Annotated in this window: 19 protein-coding genes, 1 tRNA gene and 1 pseudogene; 4 read left to right on the plus strand and 17 right to left on the minus strand. The window is 40.0% G+C overall.

Going from position 1 to position 15,995, the window contains the following annotated elements:
• Nucleotides 1–173: 173 nt before the first annotated feature.
• The 6 genes from dapA to pdxA form a co-directional block, all read right to left on the minus strand.
• Nucleotides 174–1,067: a 4-hydroxy-tetrahydrodipicolinate synthase gene (gene dapA, locus NHH15_RS06885; protein ID WP_262065926.1), complete on the minus strand. Its 894-nt coding sequence runs from the start codon at nucleotides 1,065–1,067 to the stop codon at nucleotides 174–176.
• A gap of 14 nt (nucleotides 1,068–1,081) precedes the next feature.
• Nucleotides 1,082–1,954: a 2-hydroxy-3-oxopropionate reductase gene (gene garR, locus NHH15_RS06890; RefSeq protein WP_262066023.1), complete on the minus strand. Its 873-nt coding sequence runs from the start codon at nucleotides 1,952–1,954 to the stop codon at nucleotides 1,082–1,084.
• A 71-nt stretch (nucleotides 1,955–2,025) separates the two neighbouring features.
• Complete coding sequence (locus NHH15_RS06895; RefSeq protein WP_262065927.1) at nucleotides 2,026–2,529, minus strand: YcxB family protein; 504 nt, start codon at nucleotides 2,527–2,529, stop codon at nucleotides 2,026–2,028.
• A gap of 25 nt (nucleotides 2,530–2,554) precedes the next feature.
• The gene (locus NHH15_RS06900; RefSeq protein WP_262065928.1) at nucleotides 2,555–3,598 is read right to left on the minus strand and encodes a 2-keto-3-deoxygluconate permease; all 1,044 of its coding nucleotides are present in this window, start codon (nucleotides 3,596–3,598) and stop codon (nucleotides 2,555–2,557) included.
• Nucleotides 3,599–3,616: 18 nt separating this feature from the next.
• Nucleotides 3,617–4,954 carry a four-carbon acid sugar kinase family protein gene (locus NHH15_RS06905; RefSeq protein ID WP_262065929.1) on the minus strand — a complete coding sequence of 446 codons (1,338 nt, stop codon included), beginning with the start codon at nucleotides 4,952–4,954 and terminating at the stop codon, nucleotides 3,617–3,619.
• Nucleotides 4,955–4,973: 19 nt separating this feature from the next.
• Nucleotides 4,974–5,984 (minus strand): 4-hydroxythreonine-4-phosphate dehydrogenase PdxA, encoded by a 1,011-nt coding sequence (pdxA, locus tag NHH15_RS06910; RefSeq protein ID WP_262065930.1) that lies wholly within the window; start codon nucleotides 5,982–5,984, stop codon nucleotides 4,974–4,976.
• 254 nt (nucleotides 5,985–6,238) lie between these two features.
• Between pdxA and tpiA the strand changes: the two genes are divergently transcribed.
• Nucleotides 6,239–7,027, plus strand: a complete 789-nt coding sequence (gene tpiA, locus NHH15_RS06915; RefSeq protein ID WP_262065931.1) for a triose-phosphate isomerase — start codon at nucleotides 6,239–6,241, stop codon at nucleotides 7,025–7,027.
• 51 nt (nucleotides 7,028–7,078) lie between these two features.
• Here tpiA and NHH15_RS06920 read toward each other — a convergent pair whose 3' ends face one another.
• From NHH15_RS06920 to NHH15_RS06945, 6 genes are all read right to left on the minus strand, one after another.
• A complete protein-coding gene (locus tag NHH15_RS06920; RefSeq protein ID WP_262065932.1) occupies nucleotides 7,079–7,843 on the minus strand; it encodes a DeoR/GlpR family DNA-binding transcription regulator in 765 nt (254 codons plus the stop codon).
• A 12-nt stretch (nucleotides 7,844–7,855) separates the two neighbouring features.
• Nucleotides 7,856–8,479: a Crp/Fnr family transcriptional regulator gene (locus NHH15_RS06925; RefSeq protein WP_262065933.1), complete on the minus strand. Its 624-nt coding sequence runs from the start codon at nucleotides 8,477–8,479 to the stop codon at nucleotides 7,856–7,858.
• A gap of 117 nt (nucleotides 8,480–8,596) precedes the next feature.
• Nucleotides 8,597–8,773 (minus strand): hypothetical protein, encoded by a 177-nt coding sequence (locus tag NHH15_RS06930; RefSeq protein ID WP_262065934.1) that lies wholly within the window; start codon nucleotides 8,771–8,773, stop codon nucleotides 8,597–8,599.
• Nucleotides 8,774–8,833: 60 nt separating this feature from the next.
• Nucleotides 8,834–9,199 carry a NifB/NifX family molybdenum-iron cluster-binding protein gene (locus tag NHH15_RS06935; RefSeq protein WP_262065935.1) on the minus strand — a complete coding sequence of 122 codons (366 nt, stop codon included), beginning with the start codon at nucleotides 9,197–9,199 and terminating at the stop codon, nucleotides 8,834–8,836.
• Nucleotides 9,200–10,039: an Mrp/NBP35 family ATP-binding protein gene (locus NHH15_RS06940; RefSeq protein WP_262065936.1), complete on the minus strand. Its 840-nt coding sequence runs from the start codon at nucleotides 10,037–10,039 to the stop codon at nucleotides 9,200–9,202. It abuts the gene before it with no gap.
• Nucleotides 10,036–10,371, minus strand: coding sequence for a DUF134 domain-containing protein (locus NHH15_RS06945; protein ID WP_262065937.1), 336 nt, complete (start codon nucleotides 10,369–10,371; stop codon nucleotides 10,036–10,038). The genes NHH15_RS06940 and NHH15_RS06945 overlap by 4 nt, the downstream gene beginning before the upstream one ends.
• A 213-nt stretch (nucleotides 10,372–10,584) precedes the next feature.
• On the opposite strand from NHH15_RS06945, the gene NHH15_RS06950 reads away from it, so the two are divergent.
• The 3 genes from NHH15_RS06950 (at nucleotide 10,585) to NHH15_RS06960 (ending at nucleotide 12,330) form a co-directional block, all read left to right on the plus strand.
• A complete protein-coding gene (locus tag NHH15_RS06950; protein WP_262065938.1) occupies nucleotides 10,585–10,821 on the plus strand; it encodes a helix-turn-helix transcriptional regulator in 237 nt (78 codons plus the stop codon).
• Between the two features lie 115 nt (nucleotides 10,822–10,936).
• Nucleotides 10,937–12,190 (plus strand): YibE/F family protein, encoded by a 1,254-nt coding sequence (locus tag NHH15_RS06955; protein ID WP_262065939.1) that lies wholly within the window; start codon nucleotides 10,937–10,939, stop codon nucleotides 12,188–12,190.
• A gap of 59 nt (nucleotides 12,191–12,249) precedes the next feature.
• Nucleotides 12,250–12,330 (plus strand) — tRNA-Leu (locus tag NHH15_RS06960).
• A 32-nt stretch (nucleotides 12,331–12,362) separates the two neighbouring features.
• Here NHH15_RS06960 and NHH15_RS06965 read toward each other — a convergent pair.
• From NHH15_RS06965 to NHH15_RS06985, 5 genes and pseudogenes are all read right to left on the minus strand, one after another.
• Nucleotides 12,363–12,839: a precorrin-2 dehydrogenase/sirohydrochlorin ferrochelatase family protein gene (locus NHH15_RS06965; protein ID WP_262065940.1), complete on the minus strand. Its 477-nt coding sequence runs from the start codon at nucleotides 12,837–12,839 to the stop codon at nucleotides 12,363–12,365.
• Nucleotides 12,840–12,848: 9 nt separating this feature from the next.
• Entirely contained in the window at nucleotides 12,849–13,475 is a 627-nt protein-coding gene (locus NHH15_RS15755) for a precorrin-8X methylmutase (protein ID WP_262066024.1), read from the minus strand.
• An 87-nt stretch (nucleotides 13,476–13,562) separates the two neighbouring features.
• Nucleotides 13,563–13,868 (minus strand): annotated as a pseudogene (locus NHH15_RS15760) (bifunctional adenosylcobinamide kinase/adenosylcobinamide-phosphate guanylyltransferase); the annotation flags it as partial.
• Complete coding sequence (locus NHH15_RS06980) at nucleotides 13,865–14,407, minus strand: bifunctional adenosylcobinamide kinase/adenosylcobinamide-phosphate guanylyltransferase (protein ID WP_262065941.1); 543 nt, start codon at nucleotides 14,405–14,407, stop codon at nucleotides 13,865–13,867. The pseudogene NHH15_RS15760 and the gene NHH15_RS06980, both read right to left, overlap by 4 nt.
• A complete protein-coding gene (locus NHH15_RS06985) occupies nucleotides 14,404–15,984 on the minus strand; it encodes a peptide ABC transporter substrate-binding protein (RefSeq protein ID WP_262065942.1) in 1,581 nt (526 codons plus the stop codon). The genes NHH15_RS06980 and NHH15_RS06985 overlap by 4 nt, the downstream gene beginning before the upstream one ends.
• Between the last annotated feature and the right edge of the window lie 11 nt (nucleotides 15,985–15,995).

Genomic DNA, 15,995 nt, shown 5'->3' on the forward strand with positions numbered 1-15,995 from the left:
TTTTTGTTCTAAATCATATTAATTATATCACTTTTTCATTTATTTGTATATAAAAAACAATTATTTTTTAACTTATGCAACGAACATTTAAGCAACTCGATATTTTGGGACCACCTTCTCACATACATTAGCAAAGCACCAGACAATCAAATTATCCGGTGCTCCACTATTTATCACTTTATTAACTTCATATCCTGTAACACATGCTTTAGTTTCTCTTTCTCTTCCTCACTCAACTCTCCAATTGGTTCCAGGCATTTTCCAACCGGTATCCCTTGCATACACAACCCTTCTTTAATCACTGCCGGGAAAGTACCCATGCCACACGCAATACGAAGAGGCACCAGGGTAAATTGAGCATCCAGCGAACCAGCCACATCACCCTCCTTATACTTATCATATATATCCGCCGCGATTCTTGGTGCCACATTTGCACAAGAAGCAATCGCACCAGATGCACCATAGCAAAGTCCGGCATGAATCAATGTATCCCTTCCCATAAGAACATGAAAATTTTCATTGTCCCGGGTGAGTCTGATATATTCTGCCGCATTTGTCATATCTCCGGTACTGTCTTTCACACCAACGATATTCTCAATCTTAGAAAGGCGCTCTACTGTTTTCGGCGTAATTGTCACGTTTGTTTTTGGTGCATTGTTATAAAGAATAATCGGAAGCTTAGTGCTTTCTGCAATCTTGCGATAAAACTCATACAGCTCATCCTGGGTTTGGGAAACAAACATTGGTGTGAGAACCGATACTGCATCTACTCCAACCTCTTCACAGATCTTCACCAGCTCAATTGCTCCTCTTGTAGTAATATGGTTTGCTCCTCCATATACCGGCACTCTTCCTGCTGTTTCTTCAATAGTCACCTCTAATATCTTACGAAATGTATCATTGTCAAAGGCGTAGAATTCTCCTGTCGTTCCCATAGGGAAAAGTCCATGAACACCCTCATCAATCAAATGATTAATCATTTGTCTAAGAACGGGATAGTTTACCTCACCCTCTTTAGTAAGAGGAGTAATAATTGGCGGAATAACTCCTTGGGGCTTAAAATTCATCTCTGATCTCCTTCTTAGTCTACTAAGGAAATATCTGAAACTTTTTCATAGTATTTCAAGAGAGCACTATGATCATCTTTCTCATTTCCATCTGCCTTTAGTGACTGCATCATTTCCATTACCTGAGCAGTAAGAGGAATGGATGCATTGACTGCGTGAGAAGCATTTAACGCATTTGTTAAATCCTTAATATGCAGCTCGATGCGGAATCCCGGTTTAAAATCATGGTTTAACATCATTGGTGCTTTTGCATCCAGCACTGTTGATCCTGCTAACCCTCCGCGTATTGCCTGAAATACCAGTTCTGGATCTGTACCGGCTTTTTTTGCCAAAGTCAGTGCTTCTGAAACAGCCGCAATATTTAAAGCAACAATAATCTGATTTGCAAGCTTTGCTGTATTTCCTGATCCCAATTCTCCTACGTAAGTCACACTTCCTGCCATTGTCATTAAAAGATCATAATACTGATCGAAAGTTTCTTTCTTTCCACCAACCATAACAGATAGAGTTCCATCAATCGCTTTTGGTTCTCCACCAGAGACTGGCGCATCCATAAGTTCAATTCCTTTCTCAGCTAAAGCTGCACCAATTGACTTCGATTCTACCGGATCAATAGAGCTCATATCGATGATAACGGTTCCCGGTTTTGCTTTATCTGAAATGCCCTCTTCTCCAAGACACACTTCTCTAACTTGAGGAGAGTTTGGTACCATGGTAATGATAACATCACATAATTCTCCTACCTGTGCATTGTTTTGTGCTACAACTGCTCCCGCTGCCACCACTTCATCAATTGCTTCCTGTCCCTTATTGTAAACCACAACTTCATACCCTGCTTTTAATAAATTTTGAAAGGGTTCATGATAGCAATCTGTATTTTCGACAATTCTATGGTTTCAGCAAAAAAATCACCGCAAAACAGATTCTGCTTTGCAGTGATTCTTTTTAGAATAAGTTATTATCGAAACCGTACATTCTGCAGACCTAAATGATCCACAACCATATGTATAATCGGCAAAAATTTGTCGTTAAAGTCTTTCTTAGGGATGATTAGAGCGTTATCTTCTTCATAATACAATCCAATTGTCTGAGGTGTGGTTACCATCCTCTTCATGTCTTCCCATGGATAAAACTTCGAATTTTCATCATATGAGATTCGTATTCCCGAATCATCAAATTCATAATTCCATTCTTGGTGATAAATTTTGTTTTTTTCAATTTCCTTCTTAGCTTTATGTTTTAACGTAATGGGGGTATAGCCAAGAAAGAGAACCGCTGCCGCTATATATAGGGCAAACTGAATCACACTAATTTTACCTGTCAAAAGCATAATGCATCCCGAAAAGACAACTGCCATGCCAAGGACATTTACAAACAATCCCATTGGCTTTGAATACGTATGATACAAGAGGAAATCAAACAACTCTTTTTTTGATAACTTTACTGAAATTTTCTCTACCATAATAACTCCTTTAAATCTTTCGTTCCTATTGAGCTGCTTTCGCTGACTCAACCTTGAAATGTGCCCATCCTTCTGGTGAGTATATACCTTGTTGTTTCTTCTGCATTCTTCGATCAAAGAAAGCAACGATGAAAGGACAAAGGAATAGGGTTATAATTGATGCTGTTGCACACTGCGCTGTAGCCATTTCTGTATACTGTGCCATGGTTGGATCTGCTTCTGCCACTGCCGCTGGTGTCATTGCTGAGTTTAGAGCAGTTGTACCAACCGCTGCACCCATTGCATTTCTTTCCTTCTTCGGTACTAGCAATTGGAACACATAGAAGAAAATCACTGCTGTTGCTGCAGATGCCAATCCCAGTATCACACCGGCTGCCCCTGCTGTTACGATTGTCTTAACATCTGTTTTTGCTCCAATTGAAATGGTCATGAAGAATGTAACAATTGGTTGTGCTGTCCCACATGCTTTACGGAAACCTTCATCTAAGTTTCCCCAAATAAATCCAATTAAAATCGGTACCAAGGTTGCAATCAATGAATTTAACGGAATATTTGCAAGTCCTGTCGCACCTAATGCAATCAGCGTAAAGAATGGCCCGTCATTTAATGATAAAATTGAAATCGCACCAGTGTCTGTGGCATTACCAAACTGAGAGGATAACGAAATGTATAATGATCCATTTGAGTTTGTTAGTGCTGCAATCCATACGAATGGAGCCAAACCTAGGAACCCTTCAGGTCCACAGATTTTACCTACCGCAAGACCTACAATAACACCCAATATAAATTTCATGGCCGTTAGCGTTACCCCTTTATAGAGCGGCATACCCACCTGTTTTACATTGATTGTAGACCCGCAGACAATCAGGAAAAATCCCATCATAGCTGCATTTCCATCATAGAACAAAGCCGTTACATATCCACCAATCTGAAATGCCTGGGGTACAAATGTAGCAATTAATACTGCAATCACCAAAGGAATAATAACCAATCCTCCCGGTAATGCTTTCATGCGATTTAGGAGATCTAAATCTTTTTTCTGTTCTTGTTTCACATTTTCTTCACTCATAATTTTCCTCCATATCCTTTATCTCGTCGCTTCTCTTCGCAAACGTTGAACTATATCACAGGCTGTATTTTCATTTCCGGTAAGACCACCTTTCCCAACAATTGGCAGCCCTTCGTAGCTTCCAATCAAACGGCATACGTCCGTTTGCGGGATTACATAGTCTATTACTTCGATTGATTCTACACCCAATTGATAACATACATTTACCATAGTGTCTCCACCAGTGGTATAAAGTCCTGCAATTTTATCCCTGCCCTTTTGCTCCAGGATATGTGAAATCACCATTCCGAGTCCTGCATTAATACGGTTTGAGCTCATTCCATCTGCATAATGACGTTTCGCATCTTCTTCGCTCAAGTTTAAAAGTTCTCCATGAAGTGCCGTCTCAAAAAGTATCGCTTTATAAACCTTCTCTTCATCGAAAAGCACCAATGCTTTCTCTACTGCTTTTGCCACTTCCTCTTCCGCTGCCTCTCCACCTGCAATAAGCTTAAGAGGATCAATGGAAATCCTTTTAACATCTGGATTTTCGCACAGAACTTCCATTTGTCTTTTTGTTACTGGCGTAGCACTGCCCGCAGCAATTAATACTGTTTTGTCGGCTTCCTCTTCCGGTGGCATATTGCACTCTTCATCTTGAATCAGCTCTCTGGCATAGGCCAGTTTTGATGTAAATGGTCCCGGGTCAACTGCCAGTATATTCCAACGTAAGTCAATACAGGCTTTTGCTACATTTTCAACATCCTCCAGGGTGATTCCGTCTACAACAATCACTTTGCACCCTTCTTCTTGCCTTTTCTTTAGCTCCTCTTTAATAGCACTCTCACCCTTTAAAATTACCTCAAGAGTAACTTGTCCTATTTTCCTTTTGGTCTGCCCTGATAATAACTTCGGAACAAAATTTTCTTTCACCGGTGTTTTAACATCCTGTGCCACCGGGGTATTAATCAGCGCCACTCCATCAATAATCGAATAGCCGCCAACTAAAATTCTTCTGGATTGCGGCATTGCTGGTACTACAACAGCGATTGCATCTTCACCCATCTGATCCATCATGGCATCAATTTCCACACCAATTCCGCCACGAAGAGTCGTATCAATACGTTTGGTAAAGTACTTCACTCCCATCTGCTTTAGAGCTTTCATGGAGTCTCCAACTTTTTGATACGCCTCATCTGCAGATAACGCCCGGCTATTACTGCTGATGAGAACCGCTTCAAGTTTTTCACTATCACCGCATTTAAGCGCTGCTTCTTCATTGAAAAAGACCGCTGTTTTCGCTTTGGATCTCGCCAAAAGTACACCTGTTGTGGTAGCTCCTGTCAAATCATCTGCTACTCCTCCAATTACTGGCATATATATCCACCTCCTTTTTTTACTTTTCTTTATTCAACCTGTGCATTGCATACTCTGAAACAACCTTTGTAGATTCAATAAGACTAATCGGATTTGCAATTCCCTTTCCTGCAATGTCAAAAGCAGTGCCGTGGTCTACTGAGCTTCGGATAAAAGGAAGACCAAACGTCAACGTTACCGACTTCTCAAAATCCAGTGTCTTACACGCGATGTGCCCCTGGTCATGATAAAGGGATAGAATCGCATCAAATTTCCCGCTCTTTCCAATATGGAAAACCGAGTCTGCCGGACAAGGTCCCATAGCATTTATTCCTTGTTTCTTTGCCTCCTCAACTGCAGGCCCTATGTCTGTTAGTTCCTCTGTCCCAAACAAACCATTGTCACCATTATGGGGATTCAAGCCTGCAACAGCTATCAACGGGTTTTCAATTCCTGTTTCTCGTAATTCTTTATCGATATAAATGACATTTTCTAAGATTCTTTCTTTATTAGCATATTTACAAGCGTCCACTAAAGACATATGACGGCTGACAAAAAAGACTCTCAATTTATGACAAGAGAACATTGTAAGGGCATACGGAGATTTTGTAACATTTTGATAAATCTCAGTGTGACCTGGCTCTTTCACGCCAACTTGCTTGATTGCTCCTTTATGGATCGGAGAGGTTGAAACCGCATCAATTTCTTTGCTCTCACCCAGCTCAATGGATTTCATAATCCAATCTATGGCCATTTGCCCGGCAAGCTTTTGTTCCTTCCCCCATACCAAACTGTCTACATCATATTCCCCTGTTTCCAATACATCAATTGTACCATATTCAAACTTTGCTTCTGACGGACTTTCGATTTTGTTATATACAAACTTTTTGTCCAAAACCTTTTCCGCTCTTTGTAAGATTTTAATGCTTCCAATCACAAAGGGTTTGCAAACCTCATATAAAGATTTCTCTTCCATAGTTCCAAGTACAATTTCAGGTCCAATACCTACAGGGTCTCCCAATGTAATTGCTGTAATAGGAATTTTATTCATATTTTCACTTCACTTTCTTTTTCTTTCGTTTTTATTTTCATTACCTATCGGTTGAGTTAATATTATACACTTTTTAATTTCATTGCAAGCTGTTTTTACTTTTTTGTAAGCTTGCACCACTTTTATTATTCCTTATTGTGCATAATGACTTTTTCTTTTTTCGTTTTCTTTCGTTTCTCTTTCGATATTGATTTTTCTTTAACAATCCTCTATAATAAACACAACTATTTAATGGACTAGAAAGGTGGATATTTATGAAAAAGAAATTGTATTTCGGAAGCAACCTGAAGATGTATAAGAACTCAAAGGATACCCTGAATTATCTAAACGAACTCGTTGGATACACCAAGGATATTTCTCGAGAAGATATTGAATTATTCATTATTCCTTCTTATACTTCTCTGGAAAACGCTTCCGGTAATATTTCACATGAAGCAGTTAAAATCGGCGCACAAAATATGAACTGGGAAGAAGAAGGACAATTTACAGGAGAAATCTCTCCCCTTATGCTTAAGGAGCTAGGCGTTGACCTTGTAATGATTGGACACTCCGAGCGAAGACATGTTTTCGGAGAAACAGATGTAGATGAGAACAAGAAAGTATTAACCTCCTTAAAACATGGCTTCACTACTCTTCTATGCGTTGGAGAAACTGGAGAACAAAAAGATTTTGGAATCAGCAAAGAGACCATCCGTACACAATTAAAAATTGGATTATTTAATGTTCAAAAAGAAGACATCGGAAAGCTCTGGGTGGCCTACGAGCCAGTATGGTCAATCGGAGTAAATGGAACCCCTGCAACCAGTGACTATGCCGAGGAAATCCACCAGACGATTAAAGAAACCTTAGTGGAGCTATTCGGTGAAGACAGCAAAAAGATTCCAGTTCTCTATGGCGGAAGTGTAAATAACGAGAACTCTGTTGAGATGATTAAACAACCTTCTGTTGATGGGCTCTTCATCGGACGAAGTGCTTGGGTTGCTTCAAATTTCAATACCATTATCCGTGAGTCTATGAAATCTTATAAGGAAGCAAATTCATAATTTCCGCAAAATAAAAGCATGGGCTTCCAGCAGCCATGCTTTTATTTTTCTCTATTCTGCAACAATCATTGGTATCCCAAGCTCTTCTGCCTGCCTCCTATTTTCTTCCGATATCAGGTTATCTGTAACAATCTTATAGACTTGGTCAATCGGACAAATAACAGATACATACCCACCACCAAACTTACTGCTGTCAACCAAGACAAATACTCTTTGTGCAACACGCAAGATTGCCCGTTTCACTTGCATCTGAGGTGTTGCTATGGAGGTCAGTCCCACCTCAAAGTTAATGCCTCTTACACCCATAAAAGCCTTATCTACTTTAAATCCATTGAAGTTCTCGATTGTATCATCTCCCATAGTTGCTGCAAGATGTCCCCCCACGTGGCCTCCCACCATGTATAGCTCTACGTGGCTCAATCCAGCCACTTCATTTCCAACCAGAAGAGAGTTTGTTACAATTGCCACTGTTTTTTCCGGATGCTCTTTTATATGCAGCGCCAGGTAAAAGCTGCTGGAGGCATCATCTATAATAATTGTATCCCCTGAATTGATATATTCATATGCACATTTGGCAATTGCTTTTTTTTGTTCTACATTTTTATAAATACTTTCGGCTGTATATTTTCGATAAGGCACATCTTCAATCTTTATCGCCCCTCCATGCACTCTTTTAAGCAGCCCCTTCGCATGAAGTGCTTTGATATCATTTCGTATGGTCACCTCCGAGCATTTATAGTGCTGACTTAAATCAGCCACTCGAACCTCTCCTTTTTTTTCTACTTCTTTTAATATTTCTTCTCTTCTTTTTTCCATCTGTTTTTGCTCCTATTGTAAAGTAAAATTACTCTTATGAAATTCAACAATTCCTTCTTCTTCCATTTTTCCCAGCTCTCTTGAAAGAGCACTTCGATCCACGCAAAGATAATCTGCAAGTTCTTGCCTGTTAAAGGGAATCTCAATCTGATGACTCTTTTTTTGTCTGGCTTCTTCTGATAGAAAAGATAGTATCTTTTCCCGTATACTCCTTTGGGACAGATGTTCCATCTTCTTTGTTAAAACAATATTTTTCTTTGCAACGATTTCCAACAAATTTAATAGTATTTTACTTCCTATAAGATTTTGATACCGAATAAAAACAATCTCCGCCTCTTCTGTAGCCAAAACACTGATTGGTAAACTTTCAACACCTGCAACAGCAAAAGCCTCTCCAAATAAATCTCCTGGTAGTAAATGAGTCAAAATATTTCTCTCTCCCCAATAATTCTCATGCACAACGTAAGCACTTCCCTTTGTAACAATTCCAATATCCAAAGCCTCGTCACCTTCTAACAGGATAAACTCTCCCTTTTGGTATTTCTTTGTCTTTACCCCAATCTTTTCCAGCTCATCCGCAAGTTCTTTTTCATCTATCCCAACAAAGAGCGGATTTTTCGTCAGTATATCCTTCATGGTGTTTTTCTCCTTTTTTGCAATGCCTCCATGTATTCTAGTCTCTCTCTATTTACAGAATCTGCCAGTCTTGAAATTTCATCATTACTTAGCACGACTGGGACTGAAATAATAAAATCACACTTCTCTCTTTATAAGAGCTGAACTCCTTCTTCTACTGATAATTTGGAAATCTCTATTCTCCATAGCCTTTCCTTTCGTTGCACTTGCAACATATCCTTTGCTGTAAGTATATTCTGTTTCGATAGCAAAGTCAACAAACCGAAAGCAAATCGAAAGCAAATGAAAAATCATCTGTGTCGAATTTCCTTGTTCGACACAGATGATTTTCCCTGCTGTTCTTTTCTATATTTTTTAATGGTGTCCACTGCAGGTGTGGCCTTCTCCATGATGGTCGCATTTCACATTTGGGTTATAATTCAACTGATCTCCCAAAAGGTCTTCCACTGCTTTGTCACTCTCTCCTGTAACTCCGCCAAAGAAATCAATTCCCGCATCCGTTAATGCGCTTTGAGCTCCTGCACCAATTCCACCGCATATCAGAGTAGTAACTCCATGATTTTTCAGCACTTCTGCCAACGCTCCATGTCCATTATCCTCTGGATCAATCATAAAACTACGAACCACTTTTCCTTCTTCAACATCATATGCTTTAAACATTTTCGTATGTCCAAAGTGTTGAAAAACTTTTCCATCTTCATAAGTAACTGCAACTCTCATCTATTTATCCTCCATTCCCTTTAACATTGTAATGATATTATTCAAACTGTTATCATCGAAATATTCTACGCTTCCATTGTCAGTGGCTGCTGCCAGACTCGGGTTAATTGGCATCTTTGAGACCGTCTCAATTTGATGCTTCTTTGCAACCTCATCCACATGACTTTCCCCAAAGACCGAAAACTTCTTTCCACAATCCGGACATTCAAAGTAACTTAGATTTTCAACCAGTCCAAGAACCGGAACATTCATCATTTTTGCCATGTTAACAGCTTTTTCCACAATCATGCTTACCAACTCCTGAGGAGAAGTAACAATCACAATTCCATCCACTGGAATGGATTGAAATACAGTAAGAGGAACATCACCTGTTCCCGGTGGCATATCCACAAACATATAATCTACATCACTCCAAATTACGTCTGTCCAAAACTGCTTTACTGTTCCTGCAATTACAGGTCCTCTCCATATCACAGGATCTGTTTCATTTTCCAGCAGCAGATTCGTTGACATTATTTCTATTCCAGTCACGCTTTTCGCTGGAAATACTCCGAGCTCATTTCCCTGGGCTTTTTCTTTTATGCCAAATGCCTTTGGAATAGATGGCCCTGTAACATCTGCATCTAAGATTGCCGTCTTATATCCCAAGCGTCTCATGGACACTGCCAAGAGGGAGGTTACAAGTGTTTTACCCACTCCCCCTTTTCCACTTACCACACCAATCACTTTTTTTACCTTGGAGAGTTCATGGGGTTTTTCTAACATACTATCTGGTTTACGCTCTGAACATGAGTCTACATTACATCCAGAACAACTTTCACTATTACATTGTTCGCTCATTGTCTTTCCTTTCTACAACATTTTTTTCTGCAAGCTTGTCGCTGTCCGTCACAAACCAGAACATCTCCTCCATCTATATGGAGTCGTTTTCCTTCTACAATACATTGTGCCATTTTCTTCCTTGCCAGAGAGTAAATCGCCTGAATTGTCGTTCTTGCAACTTCCATTTGTTCGCCGCATTGCTCCTGAGTCAGCCCTTCATAGTCAATCAACCGAATCGTTTCAAACTCATCAATCGACATAACGATTGTCTGTTCACATCCAACCTCTGGACCAAAGCTTGTGCAGCTTGGACGAAAACACACCCTTCTTTGTTTCCTGGGTCTTGTCATATCAGCCTCCTTTTTACGACATATGTCAAGAATGATTATATACCTTTTTCGGCATATGTCAATATATACTCTTACTATTTATCTAGTAAAAATGCCCAAAAATGAGTCTCTTTATTCAATATATTCACTTTTTTTTCTTCTATTTTTGACTCTATCCTTTCTGTCCATTTCAAGTTATAATTAGTTTCAAAAAAGGAGAAAGGAGTCCCATTTATGGATAAAAGATATGACATGGACACACAAATACATGTGTGGCGTGCGAAAAAGCGATTAACACAGCAAGAACTCGCAAACCTGGTTGGTGTGACCAGACAAACTATTATGCAGATAGAGAGAAACCGATATAACCCCTCTTTAATGTTGGCACATACAATCGCAGATGTCCTTGATGCTAATATAAATGATTTATTTATTTTAACTCCAAAGAAAGAGGAATTTGCTACGAAGTAGCCCTGTGAACCCGCCACCTACAAAGTGGCGGGCTATTATCTGCCCCTCTATTGACAAGCCTAGGTTGGAAGCTATAGAATTAGAAGGATGTTTGATAAATCAGGGGGAAAGATTAATGACAGATAAGCGGTATTCAAAAATCAGAAAAAGAAGACAACAGAGAAATAAGAGAAAAGAGAACGTATTTGATGTAAAGAATACCATCATATGGCTTGTCGTTGTTCTTTTATCTATTGCTTTGATAATCATCGGAAATCGCACTGCAATGAAGGGTTTAACACTCTTCGGTGAATCTGGAACAGAAACCGTCAAAGGAAAGGTTCTGGAAGTTCTGGATCGTTCCACCAATGACTTGGCCTTAGATGCAACCAACCCCAATCCTTACACCAGCACCGTGATTACTTTTACCTGTGCTATTAAAAGCGGTACCTTCAAAGGAGAAACAATCAATGCACAGCAGTCTATCGACAGCATGGTTGCCGGCAGCGAGGCAATCAAAGAGGTGGAAGCTGGTGATAACGTAATGCTTTTTCAAATTGATACCTTTGAATCCGAAGATATGGTTTGGCAGTTTGGTGACTATTATCGCTTTGATAAAATTGTTATTTTAGGACTTGTATTTATGGCTCTCGTCTTATTCATGGGACGCTGGAAAGGCTTTAACACCTTACTTTCTCTCTCCTTCACATTTTTATTTGTATTCCTTGTATTTGTGCCATCGATTATGAATGGCTATAATCCTTATATAAGCACTGGCATCACCTGTGTATACTCTATTATTTCTACTTTAGTTTTGATTAATGGAATCAGCAAAAAAACGCTGGCTACCATCACTGGTTGTATATCAGGAACTGTGATTGCCGCCCTTGCAGCAGGTATCATGAATCGTATCCTTCTCCTAACAGGATTTGTGGACGATCATTCCTATTATTTGACACTCCTTAATCCTGACAACCCGATTGATCTTACTTCCATTATTTTTGCAGCAATTGTAATCGGTGCAATGGGAGCCATTATGGACGTTGCAATGGATATTTCGTCCTCGCTTTTTGAGTTGTCAGAAAACGTTCCAGATATGACCTTCAAAAAGCTTTTCCAAAGTGGTATGCATATCGGCCGGGATATCATGGGAACCATGGCTAATACCTTGGTTTTGGCTTATATTGGTGGGTCTTTGTCCAGCATTATGCTGTTACTCACCTACTCAAATTCTATTATGCATTTACTAAATCGTGAAGTCATTATTGTGGACCTGCTTCAGGCACTTATTGGCAGCTCTGCCATATTACTAACCATTCCTTTTACGGTAATTGTGTGTGGAATTTTATACATCGGTTTTGGGAAAAAAGTCTCGAAAGAAAAACTCTGATTTATACTTGACTTTGAATTAGGATTTTGATAATATATAGAAGTTCTGTAAGAACGTATGCGGATGTGGCGGAACTGGCAGACGCGCTAGACTTAGGATCTAGTGTCCATGACGTGCAGGTTCAATTCCTGTCATCCGCATTAAAGGTCTTAATTTCTTGTTTTACAAGGGGTTAGGACTTTTTTGTATTCTGTAAATCAATCCTATGCTGACTGAAAAACTCTCTTATCTCTTTTGTTTTCTCCGGACTTTCCCCACCTGTATTAATCCCAATTACCACTTCATCTTCAATCACAACTCCCGGGAAATAGAAATCACACAGACTTCTGTTGTCTGCTACGTTTACCAAGATTTGAGACGCCTTGCACCTCATTCCGATTTCATGGTTCAGCTCCTTGTCATTTGTTGCCGCAAAAACAATTTCACTCTCCTTCAAATCCTCTTCTTTAAAGCAGACCTCCCGCCACTCCAAAGAATCATTTTTACTCAAAGCCCGAATCTCCTCACTGGCCTCTGGAGCAATCACAACAATGCGATTACAGAATTCCAAAAGAACTTTCACTCTCCTGGTTGCAATCTTTCCACCTCCAACTACAAGAACCTTTTTATCTGATATGTCAAAAAACATCGGAAAATATCTTTTTCTCATATTCCCTCCTTAATCCATCATATAAAGCAATGCATTGCATATGCATGCCGCAATATTACTTCCACCCTTCCGTCCCTTTGCGACGATATATGGTGTGTTCTCAAGGGATAAAATCATCTCCTTTGATTGAACCACATTTACAAACCCTACTGGTACCGCAATAATCAATTCTGGATTTATGTCGCCTTTTTGGATTAGCTTATGGAGTTGTATCAATGCCGTAGGCGCATTTCCAATAGCAAAAATCAGCTTTTCCCCTCTTTTAGCGGCCTTATTCATACTAGCTGTTGCTCTCGTCGTTCCATTTTTTATTGCTTCTGCGGCAACGTCTTCGTCTGACATAAAGCAGTAAACCTCTCCACCGTACTGGGCAAGTTTCTTTTTATTGATTCCCGCCTTTCCCATTTGGGTATCCGTCACAATAGATGCCCCCTTGCGAATTGCTTCCATCCCTTTTGAAACAACATCCTCCGAAAAAACGAGGTTCTTTCCATAGTCGAAATCTGCACTGGTATGAATGCATCTCTTTACAATCGGCTCCGTACCTGGAATCAATTCCATATCTCCCAGTTCTTCCGAAATCATCTCAAAGCTTCTTTCCTCAATATCTCCTGGCTTAACCTCTTCAATCTCCATCTTTGCTTCCCTTCTGTTTTTTAAAAGAATCGGTATGCCACATAAGATTCTTTCCACGCAACTGCTGACCGAGGCAATACGGGTACAGATGCGTCCCATTTCTTCCCGGTAACGTCGTTCAAAAGAATCCACCGGAACCAAACCATACCCAATCTCCTGACTAATAATTACAATAGCTGGGTTTTCCTGGATTAAGCGTTCCACCAATGTTAGGATTTGCTTCTCATCTTCTTCCAATACCCTTTTTACGTAATTATGGAATCCAATGATTCCTTCTGCCTGATAGATTTCTTCCAACTTACATTTCCCACCATCAATCCAATGAATATGGGGATACTTACTTCTTGCATAAGCACTTTTTCCTTGATATGCCCCTCCAATAATCAGCTTCATCTTTTTACCTCCATAGGGATTCCATATACCACCTCTGTCACGTAATCTGCCTGCTCAGCCAAACGAACGTTGATCCTTCCAAGAACCTGCTTATAGTGCTCCATTTCCTTTGAAATCATCCTTCCATCACTGTGTACTTCATTTGTCACAATCACTAGGTTCTTACATACCTTTCTCAGACCTTCTATCCCTTTTAAAATTTCTTCAACAGCCTGTTCACCAGCACCTTCTTCCATATACAGCTCATTTGCTACCAGATTAGACATGCACTCTAAAAGAAGGGTATATGTATTGCCTGTTGACTGTAGTTTTTCTGCCAGTTTTTCTACTCCTGTATAACACTCAATGGTCTCAAATCCTTTCCCTTGGCGCAGCCTTTGATGACGTTGTATTTTTCTCTGGGTTTCCTTCCCTCCTGGAACCATCGTTGCAACATAAATCATCTGCTCTCCCGGATTCTTCTCCTGATATTTTACACTTTCCTCTTCTGCATAGGCCGACTTGCCACTTCCACTTCCACCTGTTATTACATGAATCATTTATTCACGTCCTTTCTATCAGCGTAACGGTAATCAAAAAAACCACTGGCTGGAATCACCTTTATGTTGGTAATGCCTGGACGTACCAGGTTACAACTTTTCATAGTAAACAAAGGTATAATATAGGCTTCTTCTCCTACTGCCAGAGAATCCGCCTCTTTCATTTTCTGGTCTGCTACCAGCTGGTCATACTTTGGGTCATTAATTCCACTGGTATTATAGGTTCCGTTGGACAAAAGCATACTCAGGTATGTGTGGGGATTTGCAAAATCTGCGGTCCAATTCATGCGGCATAAATCAAACTCTCCTGCCCGTCTTTGGGAATAGTTCACCTGAAGCTCCTGGGGATTTAGCTCAATCTCTATTCCCAGATTCTTCTTCCACTGAGCCTGAAGCACCTGTGCCGTGTCACCGTCTAACTCTAAAGCAGGATAACTATAACTCAGTTTTGGAAACCCCTTACCCTCCGGATATCCTGCCTCTGCAAGTAACCTTTGCGCCTCCTTAATATCTTCATTCAATGCTGGTCCCCATTCTTTTGTATAAGCTTCCCCTGTATTTTTATCCAGCATATATTTTGCAACAAAGTTATAGGTTGGTTCCGTGTCTCCACCTACAATCTCGCATAGCTCTTCTCGGTCTAAAGCAAGGGAAAGAGCCTTTCTTACCCGGACATCATCAAATGGTTTAACATTGAGATTTGGATAAATATACCTTGTTACAATGGTATTGCCTAAGACTAAGTCTTCCTTATCCTTATATCGTTCCAGTACCGCCGCCTGTAGATTAGTTGCAACATCTACCTCACCGTCTTCATAGGCTGCCATCATTGTAAGCTGGCTGTCAAAAAAGCGATAGGTAATCTGATCCAATTGAATCTCTTCCTTGTTCCAGTAGTAGGGATTTTTTTTCAAAACAAAATACTGCTCTGGTACATACTCCGAAAGATAAAATGGGCCATTTCCCAGGCTTGTATCAGGATTCTTATCCCAGCCACTTCTGCTGCTATCTGCAAACTCTTTGCAAGAAGGCATATAAACTGGTAATCGTAGTAAATCCAGAAAATAGGTACAAGGGCTTTCTAAAATAAACTCAAGAGTAAAGTTATCTGGCGCTTTTACTCCCAGCTCAGACATTGGCTTTTCCCCATGGTAGATTGCCTCTGCATTTTTTATCGGAAATAAATAATTCCCATAGCCACTTCCACTCTTGGGATCCAGGGCTCTTTGGATTGTATGAATAAAATCTTCTGCCTGTACACTGTCTCCATTAGACCATTTCCCATCCTTCCGCAGATGAAAGGTCCAGTGTGTCATTTCTTCATTCACCTCATAGGAAGAGGCTGCCCTGTATTCAATTTCTCCATTTTCATCAAAAGCCAGAAGCTCATCTAATGCAGATACGGAATAAGCCAAATAAGTTAGGGCAATTCCCCCTGCCGGATCCAAAGAACCAGTATCACTATTAAGGGTTACAACAATCTCTTTTGTATCCTCTTGAGAAAACTCCTTTTGCTTGCTGCACCCTGCTGCCAGCATGGCAACAATTATCATCATTGCAAGTATTGATTTTTTCATTGCCAATACAA

Source organism: Aequitasia blattaphilus (assembly GCF_024721305.1).
Lineage (GTDB): Bacteria > Bacillota > Clostridia > Lachnospirales > Lachnospiraceae > Aequitasia > Aequitasia blattaphila.

Bases quoted from the DNA above. Each gene is read 5' to 3' on its own strand.
- dapA (WP_262065926.1), bottom strand. From the start codon at position 1,067: ATGAATTTTAAGCCCCAAGGAGTTATTCCGCCAATTATTACTCCTCTT.
- NHH15_RS06895 (WP_262065927.1), bottom strand. From the start codon at position 2,529: ATGGTAGAGAAAATTTCAGTAAAGTTATCAAAAAAAGAGTTGTTTGAT.
- NHH15_RS06900 (WP_262065928.1), bottom strand. From the start codon at position 3,598: ATGAGTGAAGAAAATGTGAAACAAGAACAGAAAAAAGATTTAGATCTC.
- NHH15_RS06905 (WP_262065929.1), bottom strand. From the start codon at position 4,954: ATGCCAGTAATTGGAGGAGTAGCAGATGATTTGACAGGAGCTACCACA.
- pdxA (WP_262065930.1), bottom strand. From the start codon at position 5,984: ATGAATAAAATTCCTATTACAGCAATTACATTGGGAGACCCTGTAGGT.
- tpiA (WP_262065931.1), top strand. From the start codon at position 6,239: ATGAAAAAGAAATTGTATTTCGGAAGCAACCTGAAGATGTATAAGAAC.
- NHH15_RS06920 (WP_262065932.1), bottom strand. From the start codon at position 7,843: ATGGAAAAAAGAAGAGAAGAAATATTAAAAGAAGTAGAAAAAAAAGGA.
- NHH15_RS06925 (WP_262065933.1), bottom strand. From the start codon at position 8,479: ATGAAGGATATACTGACGAAAAATCCGCTCTTTGTTGGGATAGATGAA.
- NHH15_RS06930 (WP_262065934.1), bottom strand. From the start codon at position 8,773: ATGATTTTTCATTTGCTTTCGATTTGCTTTCGGTTTGTTGACTTTGCT.
- NHH15_RS06935 (WP_262065935.1), bottom strand. From the start codon at position 9,199: ATGAGAGTTGCAGTTACTTATGAAGATGGAAAAGTTTTTCAACACTTT.
- NHH15_RS06940 (WP_262065936.1), bottom strand. From the start codon at position 10,039: ATGAGCGAACAATGTAATAGTGAAAGTTGTTCTGGATGTAATGTAGAC.
- NHH15_RS06945 (WP_262065937.1), bottom strand. From the start codon at position 10,371: ATGACAAGACCCAGGAAACAAAGAAGGGTGTGTTTTCGTCCAAGCTGC.
- NHH15_RS06950 (WP_262065938.1), top strand. From the start codon at position 10,585: ATGGATAAAAGATATGACATGGACACACAAATACATGTGTGGCGTGCG.
- NHH15_RS06955 (WP_262065939.1), top strand. From the start codon at position 10,937: ATGACAGATAAGCGGTATTCAAAAATCAGAAAAAGAAGACAACAGAGA.
- NHH15_RS06965 (WP_262065940.1), bottom strand. From the start codon at position 12,839: ATGAGAAAAAGATATTTTCCGATGTTTTTTGACATATCAGATAAAAAG.
- NHH15_RS15755 (WP_262066024.1), bottom strand. From the start codon at position 13,475: ATGGAGATTGAAGAGGTTAAGCCAGGAGATATTGAGGAAAGAAGCTTT.
- NHH15_RS06980 (WP_262065941.1), bottom strand. From the start codon at position 14,407: ATGATTCATGTAATAACAGGTGGAAGTGGAAGTGGCAAGTCGGCCTAT.
- NHH15_RS06985 (WP_262065942.1), bottom strand. From the start codon at position 15,984: ATGAAAAAATCAATACTTGCAATGATGATAATTGTTGCCATGCTGGCA.